Genomic DNA, 22,255 nt, shown 5'->3' on the forward strand with positions numbered 1-22,255 from the left:
GCAGTGCTCCTTAAATCGCGAAAAATTACGCGTGAGGATTTAAATATGGGCGGAGGCCTATAGGGAAAGGGGCCAACGTGAAAAACGTGGCCCCAGTCCGTGAGCGTCATTGGCGCACATCCACGCTGCCGAGCCTTGCAAAGGCCAACATGAAGATGGGAAAATACAAGCTCCCCGCCTTAAACCAAGAAATCATTATGAGCGCGAAATTCTCCGGTATCATGGATAACCGCTACAAGCTTTATTTCTGAGTTTTCAAGTGCTGTATCCGACCCCGTATCCGCATAATACAGGTATCGCGTTTCTATGAGGTTTTCAGGGTCGCTCAATGCAAACAGGCCCTTCCACTTCACACCCATTTCAAACCCCGTATTCGCTGGAGCATTTCCACCACATGCTTCTTGAAATGACTGCAAGAAGTCGGCGCCATTTGTGATGTCCGTACTCACATACGAGATAAACTCCACAAGTCCAAAAGTGTGCATGGCTTCCTGGAATTCTAACTTGCCGGCTGAGTTTTTTGTGTATGAAGTCGTTCCACGGAAAAGATGATCATCATCCGTCCAACTTCCTTCGAGATTCGTTGAGAAATCGGAGTTGCTGATCACGAATTGGTCGTTATTGCCCCATCCGTAGATATGAATAGGTCCCGATTTGCCTAGCCCTCCCGTGGCCGAGCCGGTCAGGAAAATTGTATCGGTACCACTATCGCTAAGGCGAAAGGTATCCGATCCGCCGTTTGAATAATAAGTGTTCGTTCCACCTTTGCCGTAGAACACATCGTTGAATGCTGTGCCTCTGAACACATCGACGCCATCACCGCCATTGAGGATGACCCCTCTCGTGAAGGCCGAGAAATCAAATGTTTCCCCCGTGTTGGCGCCAATGACGGCAATGGTATCGGCTTCGGTGATGATGGTGGCCGAGGCAGACTTTATGGCTGTGCTCGTATCCGCCAGGCTGAAATCGAAATTCGTGGCATTCTTGGCCCCGAGCAGAACCTTTGCGCCTTCCACCGTGACGGCGCCGACGCCACCGGTGGCATTCGTCAGCTGATAGCTGTCGGCATTCTTCATGACGTCAGGATTTGCCACGATTTTGTCGAGCCGATCCGCAAGGATGTAATGTCCGCCGTTTGCGGCGCCATCCAGGACCTGTTGAACCGTCAGCGCGCCAGAGGGTTGCTGCGGCATGGCGGCGATGTATGCGTTGACATTCGCCAAGTCGGGGATGGTGGCGATGTCCTTGGTGATCGGTGCGAGAAACTGGCGACCGTAGTCGGCAGCGGCGTCGCCGCCATAGATCACCTGCTCCTCATCAGTATCGAGATTGGTTGTGAACAGATTGGCGACCGTCAGCTTATTCTCGACGGTCGCCTTGTCGTCGTTGAGCGCACCGTCAAGAACGTTGATAGCGATGTTTTCGATCGATAGACGTCCCGCTTCCAACTCACCGACGAAATACTTCAATCCAGCTTCATCGGCATCCCGCCCGAACATGGACTTGAACAGGGCGTTGACGATCTGATCGTTGGCGAAATTAGTAAAGCGATTGAGATATTCCGCCGTGCCGGCAAGACCCGATATCGCAGACAAGTCAGATCCGTTGTTGGTAACACCGTTGAAGAATGCCAAACCTGCTGGATCCGCTGGCCTCCCGAATAGCGCCAGATAGATGCCCTGAATGGATGCCATAATACTCCCTCCCGGAAATTTACTTTTTTCTAATGCTATTTTTCAAAGACTATATGGCAAGGAAAAAATTTCAAACAGTTTTGTTATATTTAATTGACTAGATAATATTTAGATTATTGCGAAAAAAATAATCGAATCCTGCGTTCTTAAGGGAATTTAATGGCAAGGACACGTCATAAATCACTGAAAATCGGTATTATTTTTCATGATATGAAGGGGATTGGGCGTTAGTAATTTAAATAACGGCGACAATCTTGCTTGTTACCCCGCGTCGACCGTCAGATAATTGTTGAACGCCTGCTGATATGGCAATACGTTGCGCCTACCCCACGTCGGCGACCACGGATGTACTGGCGCCCGCGTAATGAAGGCCGGCCCGTGTGGCTGGCCTTTTCCATCTCTGCCGTACGGCATGTCAGGCTGCGCCCTACGTGCGCCACCGTGGCGCACGGCAAAGAAGGCCTCAGGGATGAGGTTTGCCCCACGGTGGCGCGAACTGCCCTGCGAGTTTCAACATTCTTCAACAGGGGCTGGGAACCACAACATTTAACAACATCGCGGGCTAGCTTTCACGCCGGCATTGCGCCTGCCTGATACCAACATTTACCAACATGCTTGCCGCCTAGAGGTCGGGGAAAACCAAGGCGACGAATTCCGTCGGGCTGGCCCAGCCTGGTAGGCCTGCCGGCGGCTAAATATGCCCCGGCGGCACATATCGACCTTGGTCCTGGCCGCTCTGTCCACAAGCTCGAAAATCGCAGGCGCGACATCAGGTTTATAAGGTGCGGCATACGAGAACCTGAAGTTTTCTGAAGTGCCCGCGGGGCCGTGCGGATCACAAAACGAGGTCAGGCTTTGTCAGGCTCGCCGCCTGTCGATTGAACTGTAAATCATCTGTATTATCAGATGGCGGACGCGAACTGGAGCCGTTCCGGACTGCGCGAGCAACATCGGAGTAAGTGAAGCGCATGCTCAAGATGGATGCAACTTTTCGGGCCGATGGTTAACCGGTCATTAACCATGCATTCATAGGTTCAGCTAGGATTTTTAAGGCCCATTGTGGTCGAAAAACAATAACTTGCGGGCCATTGTATGTCTTCAATCTTGACGAACCGCGGCGCAATTTCAACGCTCGACACACTCAGATCGATCAACAGTTCATTGGCCGGCACTCAGAGCAGAATTTCAACTGGGCTTCGAATTTCTACCGCTAGCGACAACGCAGCTTACTGGTCGATCGCAACCACGATGAGGGCAGACACGAGAGCGATTTCCGCCGTCGCGGACAGCATCGGCCTTGGTCAGGGTATCCTCGACACCGCCTATGCTGGAATGCAAACGGTTTACGACTACATGGTTGAAGCGCGAAACCTGATGGTGATGGCCGCGAATGAAGGAACTGCCAAAACAAGTACGACGTGGCATGATGTCGATGATGACCGGATTTACGATGCGACAAACCTCGGCAAAATTGACCGTCGCTTGAGGTCGCTTCTAGACGATATCGCGTTAGCGATAGACTCTTCGAGTTTTGCAGGCGTCAATCTTTTGAAAAATGAGTTGAATGGAAAGAATCCGCCGACTGGATCGATCGAGTTCGTCACAGGGCTCGCGGGGTCGCAAATTTTGACGACAACAGTTGATTTTAGGGACACAGTGTTGATCAACTACAACCGCAAAGTCGACGTTTATGTCGGCGACCCCGGTTCTGAGCAACAAGGTATGCTGGACGGCAAGATAGATTTTGTGACCTACGAAATTCTAGGCAACGTGTACGATGCCGGAACTGACAGCGTGATACGCCATCCGGATAAATACGTGCTGCGAAACGGGTTCTACAACTACAACAATACGCCAGCGCTGAATTCCAAGCCCCTATCGCACTACTTCGACATCGTTCTGAATGAAATGGATGTGAAGATTAGTAAAATTCGCGATGGCATGACCGCAGTTGGCGCGACATTGAAGAACTTGAAAATGTCTGCAGAATTCGTCCAAGACCGAATAGACACCAGCAGCAAGGGGATTGGCCGTTTGGTCGATGCCGATATGGATGAAGAGTCTACGCGATTGAAAGCACTGCAGACCCAGCAGCAACTGGGTATCCAGGCGCTCCAGATTGCCAACGCTTCGACAGACAAACTCATCGAACTTTTCCGGTAGCCGCCGCTGCTGTTGCAAAAAATGGAGCGAAAAGTCTCCGGCGTTCCCCGACGTGGTGCAATGTGGATAAAAAAATGCGCCCGGCTTGAGGCGGGCGCAAGCAGAGGATCAGACTGCTTGACTCAAGCTAGATGAGGTCGACGATGCGTCAAGGCCGGCTCCTCATCGATGGTGCAGAACCGCGATGCTGGCTTACTCAGGCTCAAATTGGACACCGTCTAAAGAGAAGCAGCAGAGCCGCGCATGGCGATAGCGCTGCGGTGCCGGCACTTTCAATCTCAAATCTTGGCTGGCGTGATATTGTCGACGCGCACAACGCCTTCGATCACACCACGCTGTAGGTCGGTGCGGTCTCTTTCAATCTCGATCACTGTGTAGAGCTTTTCGTCTCGAAACGCACTGGCATCGACGGTCGTGACATCCTCAGCCGGCGCCGCGTCAATATCCATAAAATCGAGTTCACGGCCGGCGGCAACTATGCGAGCATCGCCCGTTGTTCGCGCCGCGACAATAAGCTCCCCTGAGCCTGGGGAATTATCCCAACGAGGGTCGGTTGATGCAGCGACCGGCACCAAACGGTATATATTCAGCGTCTCTCCCGTCTCCCCCGGCGCTGCGAGTTTCATTGAATCCTTCTGTTGCGCCTGGCTCTCAACGGAGTGTCCGAAGCGCGTACCAAGCGTTTCGCCGGAAGCGCTTCGTTCATTCGTGACACTGTTCGCCATCGTCATCTCCCTTCAAGTTGAACTTCATCGCAAAACGATAGGAGCGCCGGATAGTTCCGCTTTTTGAGCCAAGCGCCGATGCAAGATTAGCAGTCTGCGAGCCTTATGCCCGGATAGCAGACTAAGTCTGCTTAGGCCCTGCAAGCGCCTGTTCACGCAGGGCACGGAGGCGAGCTGTCTTTTCCTCGCGAGCCTTTTTCTCGATGTCTATGCATTCCAGGGCGACTACCGTAGTAATTTCAGCGGCATCTCTACGACCCTCTGTCGTCGTTGATATCCTTGGGCGTTTGATTGATTCAGTCACGCGATACCTCCGTTTCAGGTATCCTGCCACTCCCGACCCACATGTCATTCAACTAATTTAATCTGCTGAAAATCGCTGCCTTTGTTCCTTGCTTCGGGGGAGAGCAGACAGATGATTGGAACCATAGGCCCTCATCCTTGTTGGGTTCGGATCAAGCCAAGAAGGAGAAAAACGATGGGTATCACTAGCCCGAGAGACGGAGCAGCCGGCACGACAGACCAGTCACCACGTTGGGAAGGTCCACAAGAGAACACGCCGCGCGGCTACCTTCCTGCAAAAGATGATCCAGATCATGACCGCGATGCAGCAGGCGAAAATCTTAAAGATCCACGGAAGCGAAATCTTTCCGACGCGCTGAAGACAAAAGGTGACGCGTGATGGTCGCTCGCTCGAATACCGAAACCGCCAAGCAGCAAATCCATGAGGATGCCAAAGGGCAGTTTGCAAAACCGCTCAAGGGCAAAACCCATGACGGCGTCGCGAGCGCAAAGCCTACGGTTGTAACCGGGTCGGATGACGCCACTGCCAACAAGATACCCCCGGGCCAGAAAGGACCGGAAAAGGAGTGGTCATTGAACTACGATCCGAAAGATATGAACGAAGGTCGCTATCGCGGGTAGCCGATATGTTCGCGTTGTGACACCGATGTCCTCAGAGAAGGTCGGAAAGATGGACGATCCGCTTGCTTGGCCTTTCGGGATTCGCTTGGAGCGCGCTCGATGGCAATGCCCTCAATGTATTCCATCGAGCTTGATGAGACTGCTTTGGGCGGATCTCGTCGAGTCAAGGGCGCCCCGCAGAGGCGCCCTTAAACGATGGCGATGCGGATTCCTGGCGACGGACTGCCGACCGTCGGTTTTTTGCCGCGTGCTCTGTGTAGCTTGCCGTGCGGCTAAAACGCGACCTTGTCGGCTCCCTTCAGCGAGAGGATCTCGCGCGCCTCGTCCGGCGAGGCGATTTCGAGGCCGAGGCCTTCGATCATCTGACGCACCAGCCTGACCTGGTCGGCGCTCGATGTTGCGAGCTTGCCGCGGCCGGCCCATAGCGAATCCTCCAGTCCGACGCGGACGTTGCCGCCAAGCGCCGCCGCCTGCGCGGCGATGCGCAACTGGCTGGCGCCGGCGCCGAGTACCGACCAGCGGTAATCATCGCCGAACAGCCGGTCCGCGGTGCGCTTCATATGCTGCACGTCTTCCGGATGTGTGCCGATGCCGCCGAGGATTCCGAAGACCGACTGTACGAAGAACGGCGGCTTGACGAGGCCGCGCTCGGCGAAATGCGCGAGATTGTAGAGATGCGCGATATCGTAGCATTCGAACTCGAAACGCGTGTTGTTCTCGTAGCAGGTCTTGAGAATGAACTCGATGTCCTTGAACGAGTTGCGGAATACCAGATCGCGCGTCGCTTCCAGATGCGGCTTTTCCCAGTCGTGCTTGAACTCGGTATATTTGTCGAGCAGATGGAAAAGCCCGAAATTGATCGAGCCCATGTTCAGGGATGCGACCTCCGGCTTGAGCATCTGCGCCGGCAATACACGTTCCTCGACCTTCATGTAGGGGCTGCCGCCGCTGGTGAGGTTGATCGCCGCATTGGTCGCCTGCTTGATCTGCGGCAGGAACTTCATGAAGGCTTCCGGCGTCTGGTCGGGTTTGCCGTTCTCGGGATTGCGGGCGTGCAGGTGCAGGATCGCCGCACCCGCCTCGGCGGCGCCGAGCGCATCCTTAATGATCTCTTCCGGCGTGATCGGCAGGTAGGGCGACATCGACGGCGTGTGGATCGCGCCGGTGACGGCGCAGGTGATGATGACTTTGCGTGCGGCTTTTGCCATGGCAGTGTTTCCTCGTCTGTCAATCGTTCGGTTCAGGAGCCGATCTTGCGGCTGGCTTCGCGCTTGTGGGCGATCAGCGCCATCAGGCGGCGGTCGCGCCACTCCTGGCGCTCTTTAAGCTTCTCCGCCGGCACCCGTTCGCGGCGGTCGCGCTCGATCTGGTCGAGAACCGGCCCGCCCCATTCGGCGCGGCGCTGCGTGCTCGGCCACAGGCCCGAATAGATGCCTTCGTAACGCTCGACATAGTCGCGGATGCCGGACGGGGCATTGAGATCGATGGTCTCGAATGGACCCATGAACGACCAGCGCAGCGCCAGCCCGTCGCGGATGCCGATATCGACGTCCTCCACCGAGGCGTAGCCGTCTTCGACCAGCCGGAAGGCTTCTTCGAGCAGCGCGCCCTGCAGGCGGTTCATGATGAAGCCGTCGATTTCTTTCTTCATCATCAGCGGCGCCTGGCCGATCGAGCGGAAGAGGGCGGCGGTGCGCTCGACGGTCTCCGGGCTGGTCCAGGGTGCCGGCACCAGTTCGGCGGCGGGAACGAGATAGGGCGGATTGATCGGATGCACGACGAGGCAGCGGTGCCGGCCTTCGACATGGGCGGTGAAGGCCGAGGGCAGCAGCGCCGAGGTCGAACTGGCGATGATCGCATCCTTCGGTGCCTTCTCGTCCAGCATCGAGAAGACCTTCATCTTGATCTCGAGCTTTTCCGGCGTGTTCTCCTGGATGTGTATCACGCCATCGAGCGCGTCGTCGATGTCCGTTGTGACACGCAGGCGCTGCAGCACGGCGTCCTGGCTGTGGCCGTTCAGAAGGTCGTTGGCGGCGAGATCGGGCAGCAGGCCGGCAATATAGTCGCGGGCCTGGGTCGGTGCGTCCGGTGCCTGGTCCCAGAGCGCCACATCGTGCCCGGCGCGCGCAAAACTGATCGCCCAGGCACGGCCGATGAAGCCTGTACCAATGATCGCAACTCGTGACATCGTCATTCCTTTCGATTTTTCATAAGATGTGGCGGCGCAGGAGCCTGTTCAGTTCTTGCGGTCGCGGAGCGCGATGATGGCGCCGAGGATCACCAGTCCGTAGAGGATGGAGCGCGCGGAGGACGGGATGATCGTGCCGGCCAGCAGCGTCTGCAGCGCCGTCAGCAGGATGACGCCGCCGACCATGCCGACATAGGAGCCGCGGCCGCCGGTGATCAGCGCGCCGCCGACGACGACCACGGCAATCGACGGCAGCAGATATTCGTCGCCCATGCCGAGGCTCGCCTGGCCGGAAAAGCCGGTGAGCAGGATGCCGACGAGTGCGGCGCAGAAGCCGGATAGCATGTAGACCTTGATCGTCGTCCGCTTGACCGGAATGCCGGAAAGCTCCGCCGCCCGCTCGCTGTTGCCCATGGCGTAGACACGCCGGCCGAAGGCGGTGCGGCCGAGCAGCAGGATGGCGACGACGACGAAGCAGACGATGAAGGGGACGACCGGAGTGATGCCGGCAAAGCGCGCGGTCATGAATTCCCGCAGCAGAGGTGCTGCAAAACCGTCCGGCGTGCCGCCGGAATAGACGAGTGCCACGCCCTGCAGGATGCCGTTCATGGCGAGCGTCATGACGATCGGCGACAGTCCGAGTGCGACGATGCCGAAGCCGTTGAGGAAGCCGATCAGCAGTCCGACCGCGAGCACCAGCGGAACGGCGTAGACGAGAGCGACGTTCGAGCCGCTGACCATGCCGGCGAGCAGGATGCCGCAGACGCCGATGGTCCACGGTATCGAAAGATCGAGGCCGCCGGTCAGGATCACGGTGCCCTGGCCGAGCGCGAGGATCAGCAGAAAGGACGACAGCACGATCAGCGAATTGTAGTAGTTCAGGTTGAGAAGCGTATTGCCGAGGACGAATTGCGTCGCGATCAGCACGAGAACGAAACAGATATAGGCAGGCAGCGCATAACGGATGGTTTCCGCATGGCGCACCAGATAGCCGGGATCGGCTTTCGTAGGGATTGCCGTCTCCTCCGCCTTGCCGGATTTCGGCAGCACCAGCTTTTTCGGGTTGATCAGCACCTGCGACGGCAGGATGCCCTCCCGCCGTGCCGCCCACCGGCCGCCCAACTGGCGCAGGTTCTTGAACAGCACCGACTTGCGGTGCAGCGAGGCGCTGAGCACCGCGAGCAGCAGGATGGTGCTTTCGGCGACCGTCGAGAAATAGGCCGAAACGTTGAGCACGAGCAGGATGTTGACGATCACCATCAGCACATAGGCGCCGACCACCGATCCCGTCAGCCCGCCGCGACCGCCGCCGAGCAGCGTGCCGCCGACGACAACGGCCGCGAACATCTGCAGCAGCATCGGATTGCCGACCAGCGGATCGCCCGCGCCGGTCTGGGCGCTGATGAAGACGCCAGCCAGCCCGTAGAAGGCGCCGGCAATGACATAGACGAGGAACTGCACGAGGCGCGTCGAGATGCCGGCCGAGCGGGCGCTGTCGAAATCGCCGCCGATCGCATAGATCGCCAGCCCGAGCTTGGTGCGCTTCAGCCAGTACCAGAAGAGCAGGAGGGCAAAGATCAGCGCCACCGACATCGGCACCCAGTCGGTGACGAGGTCTCCGAGCAGGAGATCGGAAAGCGAGGCGTCGATCATGCCGCCGGGCTTGTCCATCACCAGCAGCGAGATACCCATCAGGATGAACATCGTCGACAGCGTCACGACGATTGCCTGCAACCGCAATATGGCGATGAAGAAGCCGTTGAAGGCGCCGACGGCCATGCCGATGGCGATGCCGACCAGTGCCATCAGCGCCGGCGAGGTGGCGATCGGCTCCGGCATGCTGGCGAGCACGACGTTGACGAGCGACACGACGGCCGCCGCCGACAGGTCGAACCCGCCGGACAGGATCACCAGCGTCTGGCCCATGGCGACGATCGCCAGCGTCGCGCCGCTCGTCGCCATCTGCGAGATGTCGTAATAGCCGAGCGGTACGTCGCTGAGGCCGGAGACGACGAACATCAGAACGATGAAGGCAATGGTGGCGGTGATAAGGCCACGATGGCGGCCGAGGCGCAGCGACGGCATTGCCATGGACGTCTTGATCTCCCGGGAGTCTTCGGAATAGGCCATCATGCCGCCGTCGCCTTGTTGCTGGTGCCCAGTGCGGCACTCAGGATGTTTTCCTCGGTGAGATCGCTGCCGGACAGTTCGGCGCCGACCTCGCCGGCGTAGAACACCATCACCCGGTCGGCGAGGTGAACCAGTTCCGGCACCTCGGTCGAATAGAAGATCACCGCGCCGCCCGCTTCGGCATAGCCGCGCAGCAGCTGGTAGAGCTCGTTCTTGGTGCCGACGTCGATGCCGCGGGTCGGATCGTAGACCATGAGGATATGGCTTTCCGACAGCAGCCATTTTGCAATGGCGATCTTCTGCTGGTTGCCGCCGGAGAAGGCGTCGGCGCGCGACCACAGGGCGCGGCCATCGACTTCGACGCGTCTGAAGATCTGTTCAACGGCATCCGTTTCCAGTGCCTTGTCGATCAGGCCGTGGCGGACGAACCGGTCGATGATCGGGATCGTTGCATTGTGCTTGCCGTTGAGCTTCAGGAACAGGCCTTCGGTCTTGCGGTCTTCGGGAACGAGACTGATGCCGATGCGCGCCGAGATCGCGTCCTGCGGCGAAGCGATCGCTACGTGCTTGCCATCGACGAACAAACTACCGCGGCTGAGCGGAACGATGCCGAAGATCGACAGGAACAGGTCGAGCTGGCCCATGCCCTGCAGGCCGGCGACGCCGAGGATCTCTCCCTCCTTGAGCGTGAACGACGCATCGACGAGCTTGCCCTCGGTGCCGATGTTTTCGGCGCGCAACACTTCCTCGCCGATCGTATGGCGCTGTTCGGTACGCGGCGGGAACGAATGAATGAGCGATTTGCCGGCAATCATGCGCACCACGGCACCGTCGTCATAGTCGGCGACGTCGCCGGAGGCGACGTGCTTGCCGCCACGAAGGATGGTCAGTTCGTCACAGAAGTCGCGCACTTCGCGCAGCCGGTGCGAGATGAAGACGATCGTCGTGCCTTTCTGCTTCAGGCGGCGGATGACCCTGCCGAGCCAGTCGACATCCGGCCCCGACAAGGCCGACGTCGGCTCGTCCAGAAGCAGGATTTTCGGCTGGCGGAAAACGGCGCGGGCGATTTCGATCTTCTGGCGCACTGCCAGATCGAGATCGCCGATCTCGTCGTCCAGATCGACCGAGTGCAGGTCCATGTCGCGGAAATGGGCGGTGACCTCCTGGCGGGCGCGCTTGCGGTTCATCATGCCGGTCAGGCCGACCGGTGCTTCGGGAATGAGGATATTGTCGAGAACGGTGAGATTGCGGACCAGCGTCATCTCCTGGAACGCCGTCTGGATGCCCAGCCTGTGGGCGTCGCGCGGCGAACTCAGTTGCACCGGCTGCCCGAAGACCTCGATGCTGCCGACATCGGGCGAAACGAGGCCCGAAAGCAGCTTGACGATCGTCGACTTGCCGGCGCCATTCTCGCCGAGAAGTGCATGGACCGTGCCGGGCTTGATGGAAAACGAAACGTCGTCGAGTGCGGTCGTCGCACCATAGATCTTGCGGATCTGCGAAACCCGGATCGCCGGAATGTCATGTGTCATGATAAAAGTAGCCCAGAATGCTGGTCGGGGGTCGGCAGCCCGCTGTCGGGCGGGCTGCCGCTTGCCAAGATGGGTCTCAGTCTTCAGGCTGGCCGACGAGGGCGGCGTTCAGGCCGACTTCCGGCGTTTCGGCCGAGTAGATCGAAGCGAACCAGCCCGGGTTCGGAATGATCGCCGGCTGGAAGACGTTGCAGCCGTCCTTCATTTCGGCCCAGCTGCCTTCCTTGCAGAGCTTGATGTTCTCGTTGGTGACGATGTTCTGCGCAACGTCGGTGAGCGCCGGGATTTCCTTGCCTTCGAGCTTGGCGACGGCGAGCTTCAGAGCCAGCGCGCCGGTGAAGTTCTGCGAACCGGAAGACCAGCGCGGTGCGCCCATCGGCCGGTACGTGCCGTTCGCGCCGTCGACTTCGGTGCCGACAGGCAACATCTGGATGCGGCCGCCGTTCGATGCCTCGCCGGCGCAGGGACGCAGCTTGTCATCGGCGATGCCGGCTTCGCTCTGCATGGAGTTGGCGGTGTAGCAACCGGCCTGCATCCAGATGCCATCGATCTGGTCCCACGGACGGGTCGCGAGGATCTTCGAGAGTTCCGTGCGGCCGACGGCCTGGCTCCACATGCCGTTCGCTTCGGCAACGACTTCGATGCCGGGGTTCTTGGCGAAGACTTCCTTGGCGCCTTCGATGCGCAGCGTATCGACGGTCGTGCCCGGCACGCCGTTGATCATCACGACCTTGCCCTTGCCGCCGAGCTTGCCGACCAGCCATTCAGCCGACTTGATGCCCCACTGCTTCTGGTCGATGTGAACGTTGTAGGCGCAGGGTTCGGTGATGATCGAATCGTAGGCGACGACGACGACGCCTTTCTCGCAGGCGTTCTTGACGGCGCCGTTCAGGGCCGTGGGCGAAATCGGATAGACGATGATCGCCTTGGCGCCGGCGCGAACCATGGCGTTGATCTGCTGGATCTGCTTCTGGGCGCTCGGGCCCGCCACCTGCACCTGCAGATCGACCTTGTCGATCATGCTGCTGTGAACGGCCAGCGCCTTCAGCATGTTGGCGGCTTCGGCCTGCCAGTCATTGCCGATGTAGCTCATGCTCAGGAAGACCTTGAATTTTTCCTGCGCCTGCACGGCGGGTGCAACAAGCGCGGTGCCGGCGAGAGCCGCCAGAGCGCCAAATGCCAGTTTACGTATGGTCGATATCATTTCATCTCTCTCCCTTTTGACTGGCCGCGATGCGCAGCACAGACCGTCAGCCGAATAACCGGCAACCTCGGGGCGACCGGAACGACGAAAGCCGGAAGGTCGCGGGCAAGCCGCGATCAGACAAAGTCAATCCCGCACCTTGGCCGGGGGCCAAAGCGGGCAATGCGATCTGAATGAACCTCCCGGCGCCTTTGTCGTTGGCGCCCTTCTCCCCAGCCGCCTCCACGGCCGGTTTTAAGATGAGCCACAAAAGCTCTGGGCAGTCAATAATTAATCGTTGATGTGTGATCACAGATAACTCTGATGAAATTGGGTCTTGCGTTTTCATAAATTTGAGGTGCATTGAACTGCGATGCGCGACATCGCAGATAGGGGCGAAGCGTTTGGCCCCTTCGATTGGATCGGTGCTCGGTGTTGACGACATCGGCTGATCCGCCACGGATGGAAATGAATGATAGAAAAACTATCGCCTCTCGATATCAGGACCTTGCAGGAGCGCGTCTACCAGCAGCTTCGCGACGCGCTTTACCAGGGCCGCTTTGCGGCGGGGGAAACCGTAACCATCCGCAACATTGCCGCAGCACTCGGCACGAGCGCGATGCCGGTCCGCGAAGCGCTGCAGCGGCTTGTCGCCGAAAAGGCGCTTGTTCAATTGCCGAGCCGCAGTGTCACCGTCGCGCCGTTTGCGCTGGAGGCGTTCACCGAACTGACCCGCATCCGCATGTCCATAGAAGGCATGGCGACGGACCGTGCCGCGAAATATGGACCGGCCTCGCTTGCCGACACGCTCGATGCCATCAACGCCGAAATGCAGATGGCGATCGCCTCCGGCTTTACCGAGGACGTCCTCGAGGCCAACAAGCGGTTTCACTTCGCCATCTATGAGGCTGCCGACATGCCGCAATTGCTGGAAATCATCAGCAATCTGTGGCTGCGCACCGGCCCTTATCTCGGAATGGCCTATCGAAAGGGCTCGTCCGTTCCTTTCTCGATGGGGATTACGATCCATTCGCGGATCATCGCGGCCATACGGATGCGGGACGGCCGCAAGGCGTCGCAAGGCCTGGCGCTCGACATCTGGGCCATGGCCCGCTGGTTCAAGAACCACCATCTTGCCAATGGCGCCAGCGACCCACAGCCCGCCGTTCTCAGTTCCCTCGAGTGAGCGGTAAGGGGGCAACTTTCGCGATGCCCCCATGTCCCAAACCACCGGCTGCCGTCAGCCGCCGAAGCGCGGCTCCGGCAATCCCTTGACCCCGAGGCCGTAGACGGCAAAAAGGCCGCCGGCGGAGGCTTCCTTCTGCGGAACGCCTTTCATCGGACGCCCCATGCTGGTCACGTACATGATGTCGAGGTCCTTGCCGCCGAACATGACGCTGGTCAGGTTGCGAACCGGGAACTCGATTTCGCGATCGATGCGGCCGTCCGGCGCATAACGGATGATGCGGCCGCCGAAGACGTGGGCATTCCAGATGTAGCCTTCGGAATCGACCGTCGAGCCGTCGAACGTGCCGGGATAGTCGGCATTCGACAGGAACAGGCGCTTGTTGGAAACATTGCCCGTTTCGATGTCGTAGTCATAGGCATACATTTTGTCGTCGTAGGAATCGCAGAAGTAGAAGGTCTTGTTGTCGGGGCTCCAGCAGGGGCCGTTGGAGCACTTGATGCCGCTGTCCAGCCGGTGGATCGTCAGGTCGGGATCGAGGCGGTAAAGCGCCGAGTTGCGAACCGGCCGCTGGCCGCGGTTGGCATCCTGGCGATCGTGGTCATAGGACATGTAGCCCGCGACGAAGCGGCCGCGCCGGTCGACCTTGCCGTCGTTCAGACGGTTTTCCGGCTCGTCCGCCTCCGGATCGCCGATATGCGTCAGGCGCTGGGTCTTGAATTCGTAGAGGCTGAAGCCGTTGGCCAGCGCCAGCACGGCGCCGCCCTTTTCACGCAACGCCATCGAACCGATATGCGACGGGACGTAATGCAGGCGGACATCGCTGCCATCTTCCTTGCAGGTCCAGATTTCGGCGGCGGAACTGTCGATCCAGTAGAGCCGCTGCTCCTCCACGTCCCAAAGCGGGCCTTCTCCCAAATGATTCTTGCTGTCGACGAGTAATCGAATATCAACCACGATCAGTCCTCTCCCTTTTTCAAAGTCGTGCGTCACCGCGGCCCTCCAGCCCCGGTCACACCTCCAGCCACAGGATTGGTCACGCGCAAAAAGATGTCAACTCCACTGTGATCACAGATCAATAATTTCGTCCGTTGACGAAGCGGGGCGGGATGTGATTACAATTCGGGTCTTGGAGGAGAGGACTTCCTGACATTGCCGACGCCTCGGAGTTGAGGACTGCGCACGTCGCGGTGACGGGAACCTGTTAAAAAAATTGGAGGCACTCATGAACAATGGCAACGTTGGGCCGATCGACGCTGTCCTGCAGGCCCTGGGCGGCATGCGGATGGTCGATCTCGCGCCGAAGCTGGAACGCGGCATACCGCGCTGGCCGACACACCCGCATCTGACGATCGACAAGGCCGTCACCCACGAACACGACGGCTATTATTGCCAGGCGATCATGATGGCCGAGCACACCGGCGCCCATGTCGACGCACCGGCGCACATGCTGCCCGATCGTATGGACCGGACCATCGACACGTTTGCCGCCGACCACCTGTTCGCGGCGGCCGTCCTCTACGATTTCAGCGACCGCGACCTGAAGCCGGGCGATCTCGTGACGGCCGACATGCTGCGCGGCTATGAAGAGAAATCGGGGTTGAAGGTCGGTGAGGGCGAGATCGCCATCGTCAATTATGGCTGGATGAAGCGTTACTGGCGCACCGACGGCCAGGCGCAATGGTACGTGCTCAATGCCCCCGGCATGTCAGAGGATGCCTGCGAGTTCTTCCGCGAACGCAAGGTGCGGGCTGTTGCGACGGATACGGTCGCGGCCGAGACGGCGATCGTCGACGGTGTGCCGCAGAACAATCCCGGCCACATGAAAAGCTGGCTGCCGCACGATATCCTGATCATCGAGATGCTGACGAACCTCGAAGATCTGACGCCGCGCTCGCTGTTCCTGGCGATGCCGTTGCATATCGACGAGGGTTCCGGTTCGCCGATCCGCCCGGTCGGTTTCTGCCCGCGCTGAAAGCATCGCGCAGGCGGCACGGATCGGTTCTGAACCGGTCCCGTCCCGAACCGTTGAAATCGCAATATCCGACACCCGAAATCATGCTTTGATCGGGCAGCGCATCCGGCTGCTCCGAGAAAACGTCTGGAGCATCAAGATGGATCTCACTGGAAAGACCGCTATCATCACCGCCGGGGCTTCGGGCATCGGCCGTGTCACGGCGGAACGATTTACCGAGCTCGGCGCCTCGGTGTGCCTCTGCGACGTCGCCGACGGGGCGCTTGCCGATGTCGAGAAGGCGCTGCCCGACGCGCTGGTGCTCAAGGCGGACGTCTCGAACTCCGGGGATGTCGCCAACCTCTACGACGCCTTCTCCGCCCGGTTCGGCCGGCTCGATATCCTGGTCAACAATGCCGGCATTTCCGGTCCGACCAAGCATGTCGAGGATGTGACCGACGAGGAATGGGACGAGACGATGGCGGTCAACGTCACCGGCCAGTTCTATATGGTGCGCAAGGCCGTGCCGTTGTTCAGGCAGGCAGGCGGCGGCTGCATCGTCAATCTGTCGTCGGTCGCCGGGCGCGTCGGCATGCCGATGCGGGCGCCCTATTCGACCTCCAAATATGCCGTGCGCGGCCTGACCGACGTGCTTGCCGTCGAACTCGGCGAGATCAATGTTCGCGTCAACGCCATCCTCCCCGGCCTGGTGGACGGGCCGCGCGGGCAGAGGGTGATGAGCGAGCAGGCGGCGGCCCGCGGCATGTCGCTTGAGGAATTCATGCCGTTTTTCCTGCACAACATCTCCATGCACGCGATGGTGAGCATGAGGGAAATCGCCGACATGGCTGCATTCCTGGCATCCGACATGGGGCGTCACATCTCCGGACAATCGATCAGCGTCTGCGGAAATTTCGAAACATACCGGGGCCCGAAATTCGCAACGTGATCGACGGGCGGCCGCTGCCCGGCAAAGACCTGCATTTCCCGCGCCAGGCCGGGAATCGTCACCCTGCATGCTGCCCGTTCCGGCGGGAGGATTGATTTCTTCTGCCGTCAAGCAGCACAATGCGAGGCAGCATCGCGCGGCAACCGTCGATATCGGCGAGGAGGAACTGCACATGGGACCGGCACGTTCAGGCAAGGCAGTCGCATGGCTTGCGGTATCTCTCGTTTGCGTGCCGCTGGAAGCCGGGGCGCAGGACGGGGCAAAGGCGGCGATGGAGGTGTTGAAGCAGACACCGGTCTCCGTCCTCACCTACGGACTTTCGGTGTTGCGCCAGGATTTCCGCTATGCCTTCTCGAAGGAGTCCGGGGAAGTTTACGCCGATTTTGTCGCCCCGCTCAGCGGCAAGGTCGGGGAAATCGCAACCGTCATCTATGATGCCAAGACGGAAACGATCCTCCTGAACCTGGTGAAGGTGGAGAAAATCGACGAGGGCGCCACGCCCGACGAAGCCTGCCGCCAGGCCATGGCGGCGATGCGCAGTTTTGCCGGCGTCGATCCGGCGACCGGCAAGTTGCAGCCCGGCATGGAATCGACCACCATGTCGAACCTTTTCTATTTCGACGGTACGGCGATGCCGGAAGCCGTCGCCCGGCCCGCCGAACTGGACGGCCTGTTCCGCCTTCGCTTCCATGGCCGCGCCGGCAACGCCCGTTTCCGATGCGACGCCGATCTGTTGGCCACCGACTATGTCATGACGCGGTAAAAACGCCGGACACAAGCCTTTGGTCGGTCGACTTATGTGACGGACCGCACTTACAAGTGAGCTTTTTTTGTCCTCCGGACAGGCGCCTGTTGCAAGGTCGCCTGATATGCCGATAGTGGCTTGCGGCGCATGTCGCGCCTGCATCTTAGGGGAACTCCAATGAATTTTTTGGCTCGTTCGTCGTTGGCAGCTCTTGCCATCGCGGCCGCACTCGCCACCACAACCACCTCTGCGTCGGCATGGGGCTGCATCGCCGTGTCTGAGCAGGGCACCTACGGTTACAGCTACGAGTACGGAGATGAAAACAGCGCCCGGGAGCGTGCGTTGAACGAATGCGCGACCCGGACGAACGAAGACCAGGTCTGCGAAATCGTCGAATGCGATCAGGATTCCTGATGTACGCCTCGGCGCAGCGGCGATAAAGCGGGGATACTCGGATGATGAGTACCCTTCTTGGCATCGGACGTGGCTGGGTAAAACCGATCGGAAAACACGCGGCCTTCTCCTGACCGTCAGTTTGCGGAGAGCGCCGCCGTCTCCCGGCGCAAACGAATGCGCTCATAGATCCGGGCGAACACCTGAAGCTCCGCCGGGAAACGATCGACGCCCTCTATCGATGTCAGCGTCTGGTTCGTGGTGATGGCCTCGAAACGGTCGCTCAGAACCTGAAGCGGCCGGATCAGCAGGCCGCGCATGACGATGATCGCCATTCCAATCAGCAGCACGATCGAGAAGGAAGCGATAAGCGCTTGCCAGACAAGGGAACGGCCTGCGGCTGCCCGCGACGCGCTGAAATCGGAAGATACGGCGATGACACCGATCTGTGTTCCGGAACTGTTGGTCAGGGGAAGCAGGAGAACGCCTAGAGTCATGCAGCCGCAGAAAGGACATGGCCGGCGGTGTATGAAATTGCGCCTGGTCTACGCCGTGCCGTAGGCCGGAAGATTGCTTGGCGGATGAGCACCGGGCAGGCGACCAGCAGCAGCCGGGACGACATCCGATCCATGTCGTCCGGCTTTGACAAAGGGTTTTTGTGTAAGTGTAGGCTAACCATGAGGTGAGCCTGCGCCTGTCTCGCATTACAGGAAGTCGTCGCGGCGCGGCGTGAACGTGTCGATCAGCAACCCCTTGCTGCGGGCGACCACGCCGTGGACGAGATTGGGGGCAACGATGAAGCTGCTGCCGGCGTCGAGCCGGGTGGTCACGCCGTCGATCGTGACGTCGAAACTGCCCTCGGCGACATAACTCACCTGCGTGTGCGGGTGCGAATGCAGGGCGCCGATGGCGCCTTCGTCGAAGCTGAAGGCGACGAGCATCATTTCCGGGCGATGGCTGAGGACGGCGCGGCGATTGCCGGGAGAAACCTCCGTCCAGGCGGTGTCTTCGGGCAGGGTATGGTTGGATTGCATCTTCTGTCCTTTCAGCGTGCCAGCCATCCGCCGTCCACCGGCAGGATGACGCCATGCACATAATCTGCGGCCGGTGATGCAAGAAAGACTGCGGCACCCGCCATGTCGTCCGCCCGCGCCCAGCGTCCGGCCGGGATGCGTTTGAGAATATCGGCGCTGCGCTCGGCATCGGCCCGAAGCGCTGCGGTATTGTTGGTCTCGACATAACCCGGGGCTATGGCGTTGACGTTGATGCCGCGTGCCGCCCATTCGTTTGCCATAAGCTTGGTCAGCCCCGCAAGGCCGCTCTTGGCAGCCGTATAGGACGGCACGCGGATGCCGCCCTGGAAGGACAGCAACGAGGCGACGTTGATGATCCTGGCATCGCGCCCGGCCGCAATCGCCGCTTTCGCAAAGGCCTGGCAGAGGAAAAACACCGATTTCAGGTTGGTGTCGAGCACGGCATCCCAGTCTTCTTCGGAAAAGTCCAGCGCATCGGCGCGGCGGATGATGCCGGCATTGTTGACGAGGATATCGGGTGTCGCGCCCGCTGCCAGCGCCCGTTCGACGACTTTGGCAGCCTCGTCAATCTTTGAAAGATCGGCGCTGATGGACAGGAAGGTGCGACCGAGGGCCGTTACCTCGGTTTCGGTCGCGTGCATGTCCGACCGGCCGACGCCGACGATATCGGCACCGGCGCGGGCAAGGCCGACGGCGATGGCCTGGCCGATGCCGGTATTGGCGCCGGTGACGATCGCCCAGCGGCCGCTGAGGTCGAACGAGGTCATCGCAGCGCTTCCATCGGCACCTTGTCCATGTCGGTGAAGCTCATGTTGTCGCCGGCCATGGCCCAGATGAAGGCGTAGCGCCCGGTGCCGGCGCCGGAGTGGATCGACCACCCCGGCGACAGGACCGCTTCATGGTTCTTGAGAACGAGATGCCGCGTCTCGCCAGGTTCCCCCATGAAGTGAAAGATGCGTGTCGTTTCCTGCATGCCGAAATAGAGATAGACCTCCATGCGCCGGTCGTGCACATGTGCCGGCATGGTATTCCACACCGAACCGGGCTCGAACATCGTCAGCCCGACGAGCAACTGGCAGCTCTCGCAGACTTCGGGATGCACATACTGGTTGATCGTGCGGGCGTTCGATTCCTCGGCCGATCCGAGCACCACCTTCTTTGCCATGTCGCGGGTGATGAGCACGGTCGGGCATTTGCGATGGGCCGGTGCGCTCAGGAGATAAAACAGCGCCGGTTTTGCCGGATCGGTGCTCCTGAACGCCAGTTCGCCGCCGCCCATGCCGACATAAAGCGCTTCCTGGAAACCGAGCGCATGATCGGTTCCGCCGACCGAGACCGTGCCCGGCCCGCCGATATTGATGAGTGCGACTTCGCGGCGGTCGAGAAAATGGTCCGTGCCGGTTTCGGCGACACGGTCGATCGTCAGGGCATCCGCCACCGGCGAAACCCCGCCGACGATCATCCGGTCGAGATGGCTGTAGGTGAGGCTGATCTCACCCGGGCGAAACAGCTCCTCGATGACGAAGCCGTCGCGCAGGCCCTGCGTGTTGCGTCTTGCCGCATCCTCGGGTCCGACGACCTGGCGTATGTTTACGGAAATGGTCACGGCATTTGCCTCTCATAATCTGGAATGGGTTGGGGCAACTCCGGCAGTCCATGGCCGGAATTGCTGAAAGCGGAATACCCTAGGTAAGCACGACATATTCGGTCAGCTGGCCGATCGTCGTATCGGCCTTGTGGACATCGAAGACCTTGGTACCGTGGCTCATGATCACGAAACGGTCGCAGACCTGGTAGGCATGATAGAGATTGTGCGTCACCAGCACGCTGGAGACGTTCTCTCCCTTCAGCCGCAGCACCTGATTGAGGAGTGCTTCGGTCTCGCGCACCGAAAGCGCCGAGGTCGGCTCGTCCAAGAGCAGCATGCGTTTCTTGAAATGCACGGCGCGGGCGATGGCCACGGCCTGCTTCTGGCCGCCGGAAAGATTGCCGACCAGCGTATCGGGAGAATCGATGCCGGAGATATGCACGGCATTCTGCAGCACCTCCATGGCGATGTCGCGCATCTCCTTCTGCCTGAGGAACCCGAAGGCATCCGTCAGTTCCCGCCCCATGAAGATGTTGCGGGTGATGGAGAGCGAGTCGACCAGCGCGGTGTGCTGGTAGATCGTTTCGATGCCGGCATCCGCCGAGTCCGACCGGCAGGTGAAGCAGGTCTGCTTGCCGTCGATGCTCAAATACCCGTCGGTCGGCTTGTGGATGCCGGAGATCAGGTTGACCGTCGTCGACTTGCCGGCGCCGTTGTCGCCGAGCAGGCCGACGACTTCGCCTTCCCCGACATGGAAACTGAGGTTCCGCAGCGCCGTCAGTGCGCCGAAGCTCTTTGAGATATTGTGGAGTTCGAGAAGATTGGCTCCGGCCATCACGCAAGCCCCCGCCGTTCGATGAGATGGTTGAAGATCGCAGCCAGCACGATCAGCGTGGCGATGAACATGTCGAGATAGAAGCCCGGCGCCCGCAGCAGCAGCAGCACGTCGGTGATGGTGTGGATCAGGAGCACGCCGAGGAAGATGCCGATGATCGAACCGCGTCCGCCGCGAAGCGACAGGCCGCCGATGACGCAGGCGGCGATCGCCTGCAGCTCCAGGCCCGCACCCTGGCCGGGCTGGACGCTGCCGACGCGGGCGGTGGCGAGGATGCCGGCCACCGCCGCCATGCCGCCGGCAATCGCAAAGGCGACGAGCTTGACGCGGCCGGTGTTGATGCCGATCGCCGTTGCCGCGCCGGGATTGCCGCCGGTCGCGAAGACGTGGTTGCCGAAGCGATGACGGTGCAGCAACAGATGAAAGCCGACGACGAACAGGATGATCCAGATGAAGGCGGCATTGATGCCGAACAGCGTGCCGGCAAACAGGCTGGAGAAGGCGGGCTCGGGATCGAAACGAACCTGGACCGCGCCGTTGTAGAGAAGCACGGCGCCGCGCCAGAACAGCAGCCCGCCCAGGGTGACGATGAACGACGGCAGGCCGAAGCGCAGCGTGATCTGGCCGTTGAGAAGCCCGATCAGCACGCCGGCAAGAATGCCGAGCGGTGCCGCCACGAAAGCGCTCATGCCGGCATTGACCAGCGTTGCCATCAGGATGGCGGTGAAGGTGTAGACGGAGCCGATCGACAGGTCGAATTCGCCTGCAATCATCAACACGCCGGCGCCGAGCGCCAGGCAGCCGAGCACGGGAACCGCCTTCATCAGGATCGTCAGGTTTTGCGGCGAAAGATAACGGAAGTCATTCGGATAGATCAGTGCGCCGGCGATGCAGACGATCTGCAACGTCACGAAGACGAGCAGGATCGCACCCGCAGGCATGCTCATGATCTGTTTGAGGATGGATTGTCTCTGGGTCCGCGATCTCGGCGCGGCACTGTCTGCAAGAATAGGAGTCACGGTCTGGCACCCG

The 22,255-nt window shown here is 60.1% G+C and carries 23 protein-coding genes; 8 read left to right on the top strand and 15 right to left on the bottom strand.

Going from position 1 to position 22,255, the window contains the following annotated elements; all coding sequences use genetic code 11:
• Positions 1-179: 179 nt before the first annotated feature.
• Positions 180-1,694 (bottom strand): DUF4214 domain-containing protein, encoded by a 1,515-nt coding sequence (locus DEM27_RS00570; protein ID WP_109456250.1) that lies wholly within the window; start codon positions 1,692-1,694, stop codon positions 180-182.
• A 1,104-nt stretch (positions 1,695-2,798) separates the two neighbouring features.
• Here DEM27_RS00570 and DEM27_RS00575 point away from each other — a divergent pair.
• On the top strand, positions 2,799-3,857 hold the full coding sequence (locus DEM27_RS00575; protein ID WP_165823312.1) for a flagellin N-terminal helical domain-containing protein: 1,059 nt from the start codon (positions 2,799-2,801) through the stop codon (positions 3,855-3,857).
• A gap of 278 nt (positions 3,858-4,135) precedes the next feature.
• Here the strand turns inward: DEM27_RS00575 and DEM27_RS00580 are convergent, their stop codons facing one another.
• A complete protein-coding gene (locus tag DEM27_RS00580; protein WP_109456252.1) occupies positions 4,136-4,582 on the bottom strand; it encodes a hypothetical protein in 447 nt (148 codons plus the stop codon).
• Positions 4,583-5,060: 478 nt separating this feature from the next.
• Between DEM27_RS00580 and DEM27_RS00585 the strand changes: the two genes are divergently transcribed.
• Positions 5,061-5,264, top strand: a complete 204-nt coding sequence (locus DEM27_RS00585; protein ID WP_165823313.1) for a hypothetical protein — start codon at positions 5,061-5,063, stop codon at positions 5,262-5,264.
• Positions 5,264-5,506 (top strand): hypothetical protein, encoded by a 243-nt coding sequence (locus tag DEM27_RS00590; protein WP_109456253.1) that lies wholly within the window; start codon positions 5,264-5,266, stop codon positions 5,504-5,506. Before DEM27_RS00585 ends, DEM27_RS00590 begins: the two co-directional genes overlap by 1 nt.
• Before the next feature lie 272 nt (positions 5,507-5,778).
• Here the strand turns inward: DEM27_RS00590 and kce are convergent, their stop codons facing one another.
• From kce to DEM27_RS00620, 6 genes are all read right to left on the bottom strand, one after another.
• On the bottom strand, positions 5,779-6,714 hold the full coding sequence (gene kce, locus DEM27_RS00595) for a 3,5-dioxohexanoate:acetyl-CoA acetone transferase (protein WP_109456254.1): 936 nt from the start codon (positions 6,712-6,714) through the stop codon (positions 5,779-5,781).
• A 32-nt stretch (positions 6,715-6,746) separates the two neighbouring features.
• Positions 6,747-7,694 (bottom strand): 3-hydroxyacyl-CoA dehydrogenase, encoded by a 948-nt coding sequence (locus tag DEM27_RS00600; protein WP_109456885.1) that lies wholly within the window; start codon positions 7,692-7,694, stop codon positions 6,747-6,749.
• Positions 7,695-7,742: 48 nt separating this feature from the next.
• The gene (locus DEM27_RS00605) at positions 7,743-9,827 is read right to left on the bottom strand and encodes an ABC transporter permease (RefSeq protein WP_337250461.1); all 2,085 of its coding nucleotides are present in this window, start codon (positions 9,825-9,827) and stop codon (positions 7,743-7,745) included.
• A complete protein-coding gene (locus tag DEM27_RS00610; protein ID WP_109456255.1) occupies positions 9,824-11,356 on the bottom strand; it encodes a sugar ABC transporter ATP-binding protein in 1,533 nt (510 codons plus the stop codon). The genes DEM27_RS00605 and DEM27_RS00610 overlap by 4 nt, the downstream gene beginning before the upstream one ends.
• Before the next feature lie 76 nt (positions 11,357-11,432).
• Positions 11,433-12,560 carry a sugar ABC transporter substrate-binding protein gene (locus DEM27_RS00615; RefSeq protein ID WP_109456256.1) on the bottom strand — a complete coding sequence of 376 codons (1,128 nt, stop codon included), beginning with the start codon at positions 12,558-12,560 and terminating at the stop codon, positions 11,433-11,435.
• A 46-nt stretch (positions 12,561-12,606) separates the two neighbouring features.
• Positions 12,607-12,984, bottom strand: a complete 378-nt coding sequence (locus tag DEM27_RS00620; protein ID WP_128755410.1) for a hypothetical protein — start codon at positions 12,982-12,984, stop codon at positions 12,607-12,609.
• Positions 12,985-13,011: 27 nt separating this feature from the next.
• Here DEM27_RS00620 and DEM27_RS00625 point away from each other — a divergent pair, with 27 nt between their 5' ends.
• Complete coding sequence (locus DEM27_RS00625; RefSeq protein WP_109456258.1) at positions 13,012-13,725, top strand: GntR family transcriptional regulator; 714 nt, start codon at positions 13,012-13,014, stop codon at positions 13,723-13,725.
• 54 nt (positions 13,726-13,779) lie between these two features.
• Here the strand turns inward: DEM27_RS00625 and DEM27_RS00630 are convergent, their stop codons facing one another.
• Positions 13,780-14,682, bottom strand: coding sequence for an SMP-30/gluconolactonase/LRE family protein (locus tag DEM27_RS00630; RefSeq protein WP_109456259.1), 903 nt, complete (start codon positions 14,680-14,682; stop codon positions 13,780-13,782).
• A 268-nt stretch (positions 14,683-14,950) separates the two neighbouring features.
• Between DEM27_RS00630 and DEM27_RS00635 the strand changes: the two genes are divergently transcribed.
• From DEM27_RS00635 to DEM27_RS00650, 4 genes are all read left to right on the top strand, one after another.
• Positions 14,951-15,700 carry a cyclase family protein gene (locus DEM27_RS00635; protein WP_109456260.1) on the top strand — a complete coding sequence of 250 codons (750 nt, stop codon included), beginning with the start codon at positions 14,951-14,953 and terminating at the stop codon, positions 15,698-15,700.
• A gap of 139 nt (positions 15,701-15,839) precedes the next feature.
• The gene (locus DEM27_RS00640; protein WP_109456887.1) at positions 15,840-16,628 is read left to right on the top strand and encodes an SDR family oxidoreductase; all 789 of its coding nucleotides are present in this window, start codon (positions 15,840-15,842) and stop codon (positions 16,626-16,628) included.
• A 67-nt stretch (positions 16,629-16,695) separates the two neighbouring features.
• Complete coding sequence (locus DEM27_RS00645) at positions 16,696-17,391, top strand: hypothetical protein (protein ID WP_128755411.1); 696 nt, start codon at positions 16,696-16,698, stop codon at positions 17,389-17,391.
• Positions 17,392-17,550: 159 nt separating this feature from the next.
• Positions 17,551-17,787, top strand: a complete 237-nt coding sequence (locus DEM27_RS00650; protein ID WP_165823314.1) for a DUF4189 domain-containing protein — start codon at positions 17,551-17,553, stop codon at positions 17,785-17,787.
• Between the two features lie 116 nt (positions 17,788-17,903).
• Here DEM27_RS00650 and DEM27_RS00655 read toward each other — a convergent pair whose 3' ends face one another.
• The 6 genes from DEM27_RS00655 to DEM27_RS00680 form a co-directional block, all read right to left on the bottom strand.
• Complete coding sequence (locus DEM27_RS00655; protein WP_109456263.1) at positions 17,904-18,263, bottom strand: hypothetical protein; 360 nt, start codon at positions 18,261-18,263, stop codon at positions 17,904-17,906.
• 207 nt (positions 18,264-18,470) lie between these two features.
• Positions 18,471-18,800: a cupin domain-containing protein gene (locus DEM27_RS00660; RefSeq protein WP_109456264.1), complete on the bottom strand. Its 330-nt coding sequence runs from the start codon at positions 18,798-18,800 to the stop codon at positions 18,471-18,473.
• Between the two features lie 11 nt (positions 18,801-18,811).
• Complete coding sequence (kduD, locus tag DEM27_RS00665; RefSeq protein ID WP_109456265.1) at positions 18,812-19,567, bottom strand: 2-dehydro-3-deoxy-D-gluconate 5-dehydrogenase KduD; 756 nt, start codon at positions 19,565-19,567, stop codon at positions 18,812-18,814.
• Positions 19,564-20,406, bottom strand: a complete 843-nt coding sequence (gene kduI / locus DEM27_RS00670; protein WP_109456266.1) for a 5-dehydro-4-deoxy-D-glucuronate isomerase — start codon at positions 20,404-20,406, stop codon at positions 19,564-19,566. Before kduI ends, kduD begins: the two co-directional genes overlap by 4 nt.
• A 79-nt stretch (positions 20,407-20,485) precedes the next feature.
• Positions 20,486-21,223 (bottom strand): ATP-binding cassette domain-containing protein, encoded by a 738-nt coding sequence (locus DEM27_RS00675; RefSeq protein WP_109456267.1) that lies wholly within the window; start codon positions 21,221-21,223, stop codon positions 20,486-20,488.
• The gene (locus DEM27_RS00680) at positions 21,223-22,242 is read right to left on the bottom strand and encodes an ABC transporter permease (RefSeq protein WP_109456268.1); all 1,020 of its coding nucleotides are present in this window, start codon (positions 22,240-22,242) and stop codon (positions 21,223-21,225) included. The genes DEM27_RS00675 and DEM27_RS00680 overlap by 1 nt, the downstream gene beginning before the upstream one ends.
• Positions 22,243-22,255 lie beyond the last annotated feature (13 nt).

The organism is Rhizobium album (assembly GCF_003122325.1).
GTDB classification, from domain to species: Bacteria; Pseudomonadota; Alphaproteobacteria; order Rhizobiales; family Rhizobiaceae; genus Metarhizobium; species Metarhizobium album.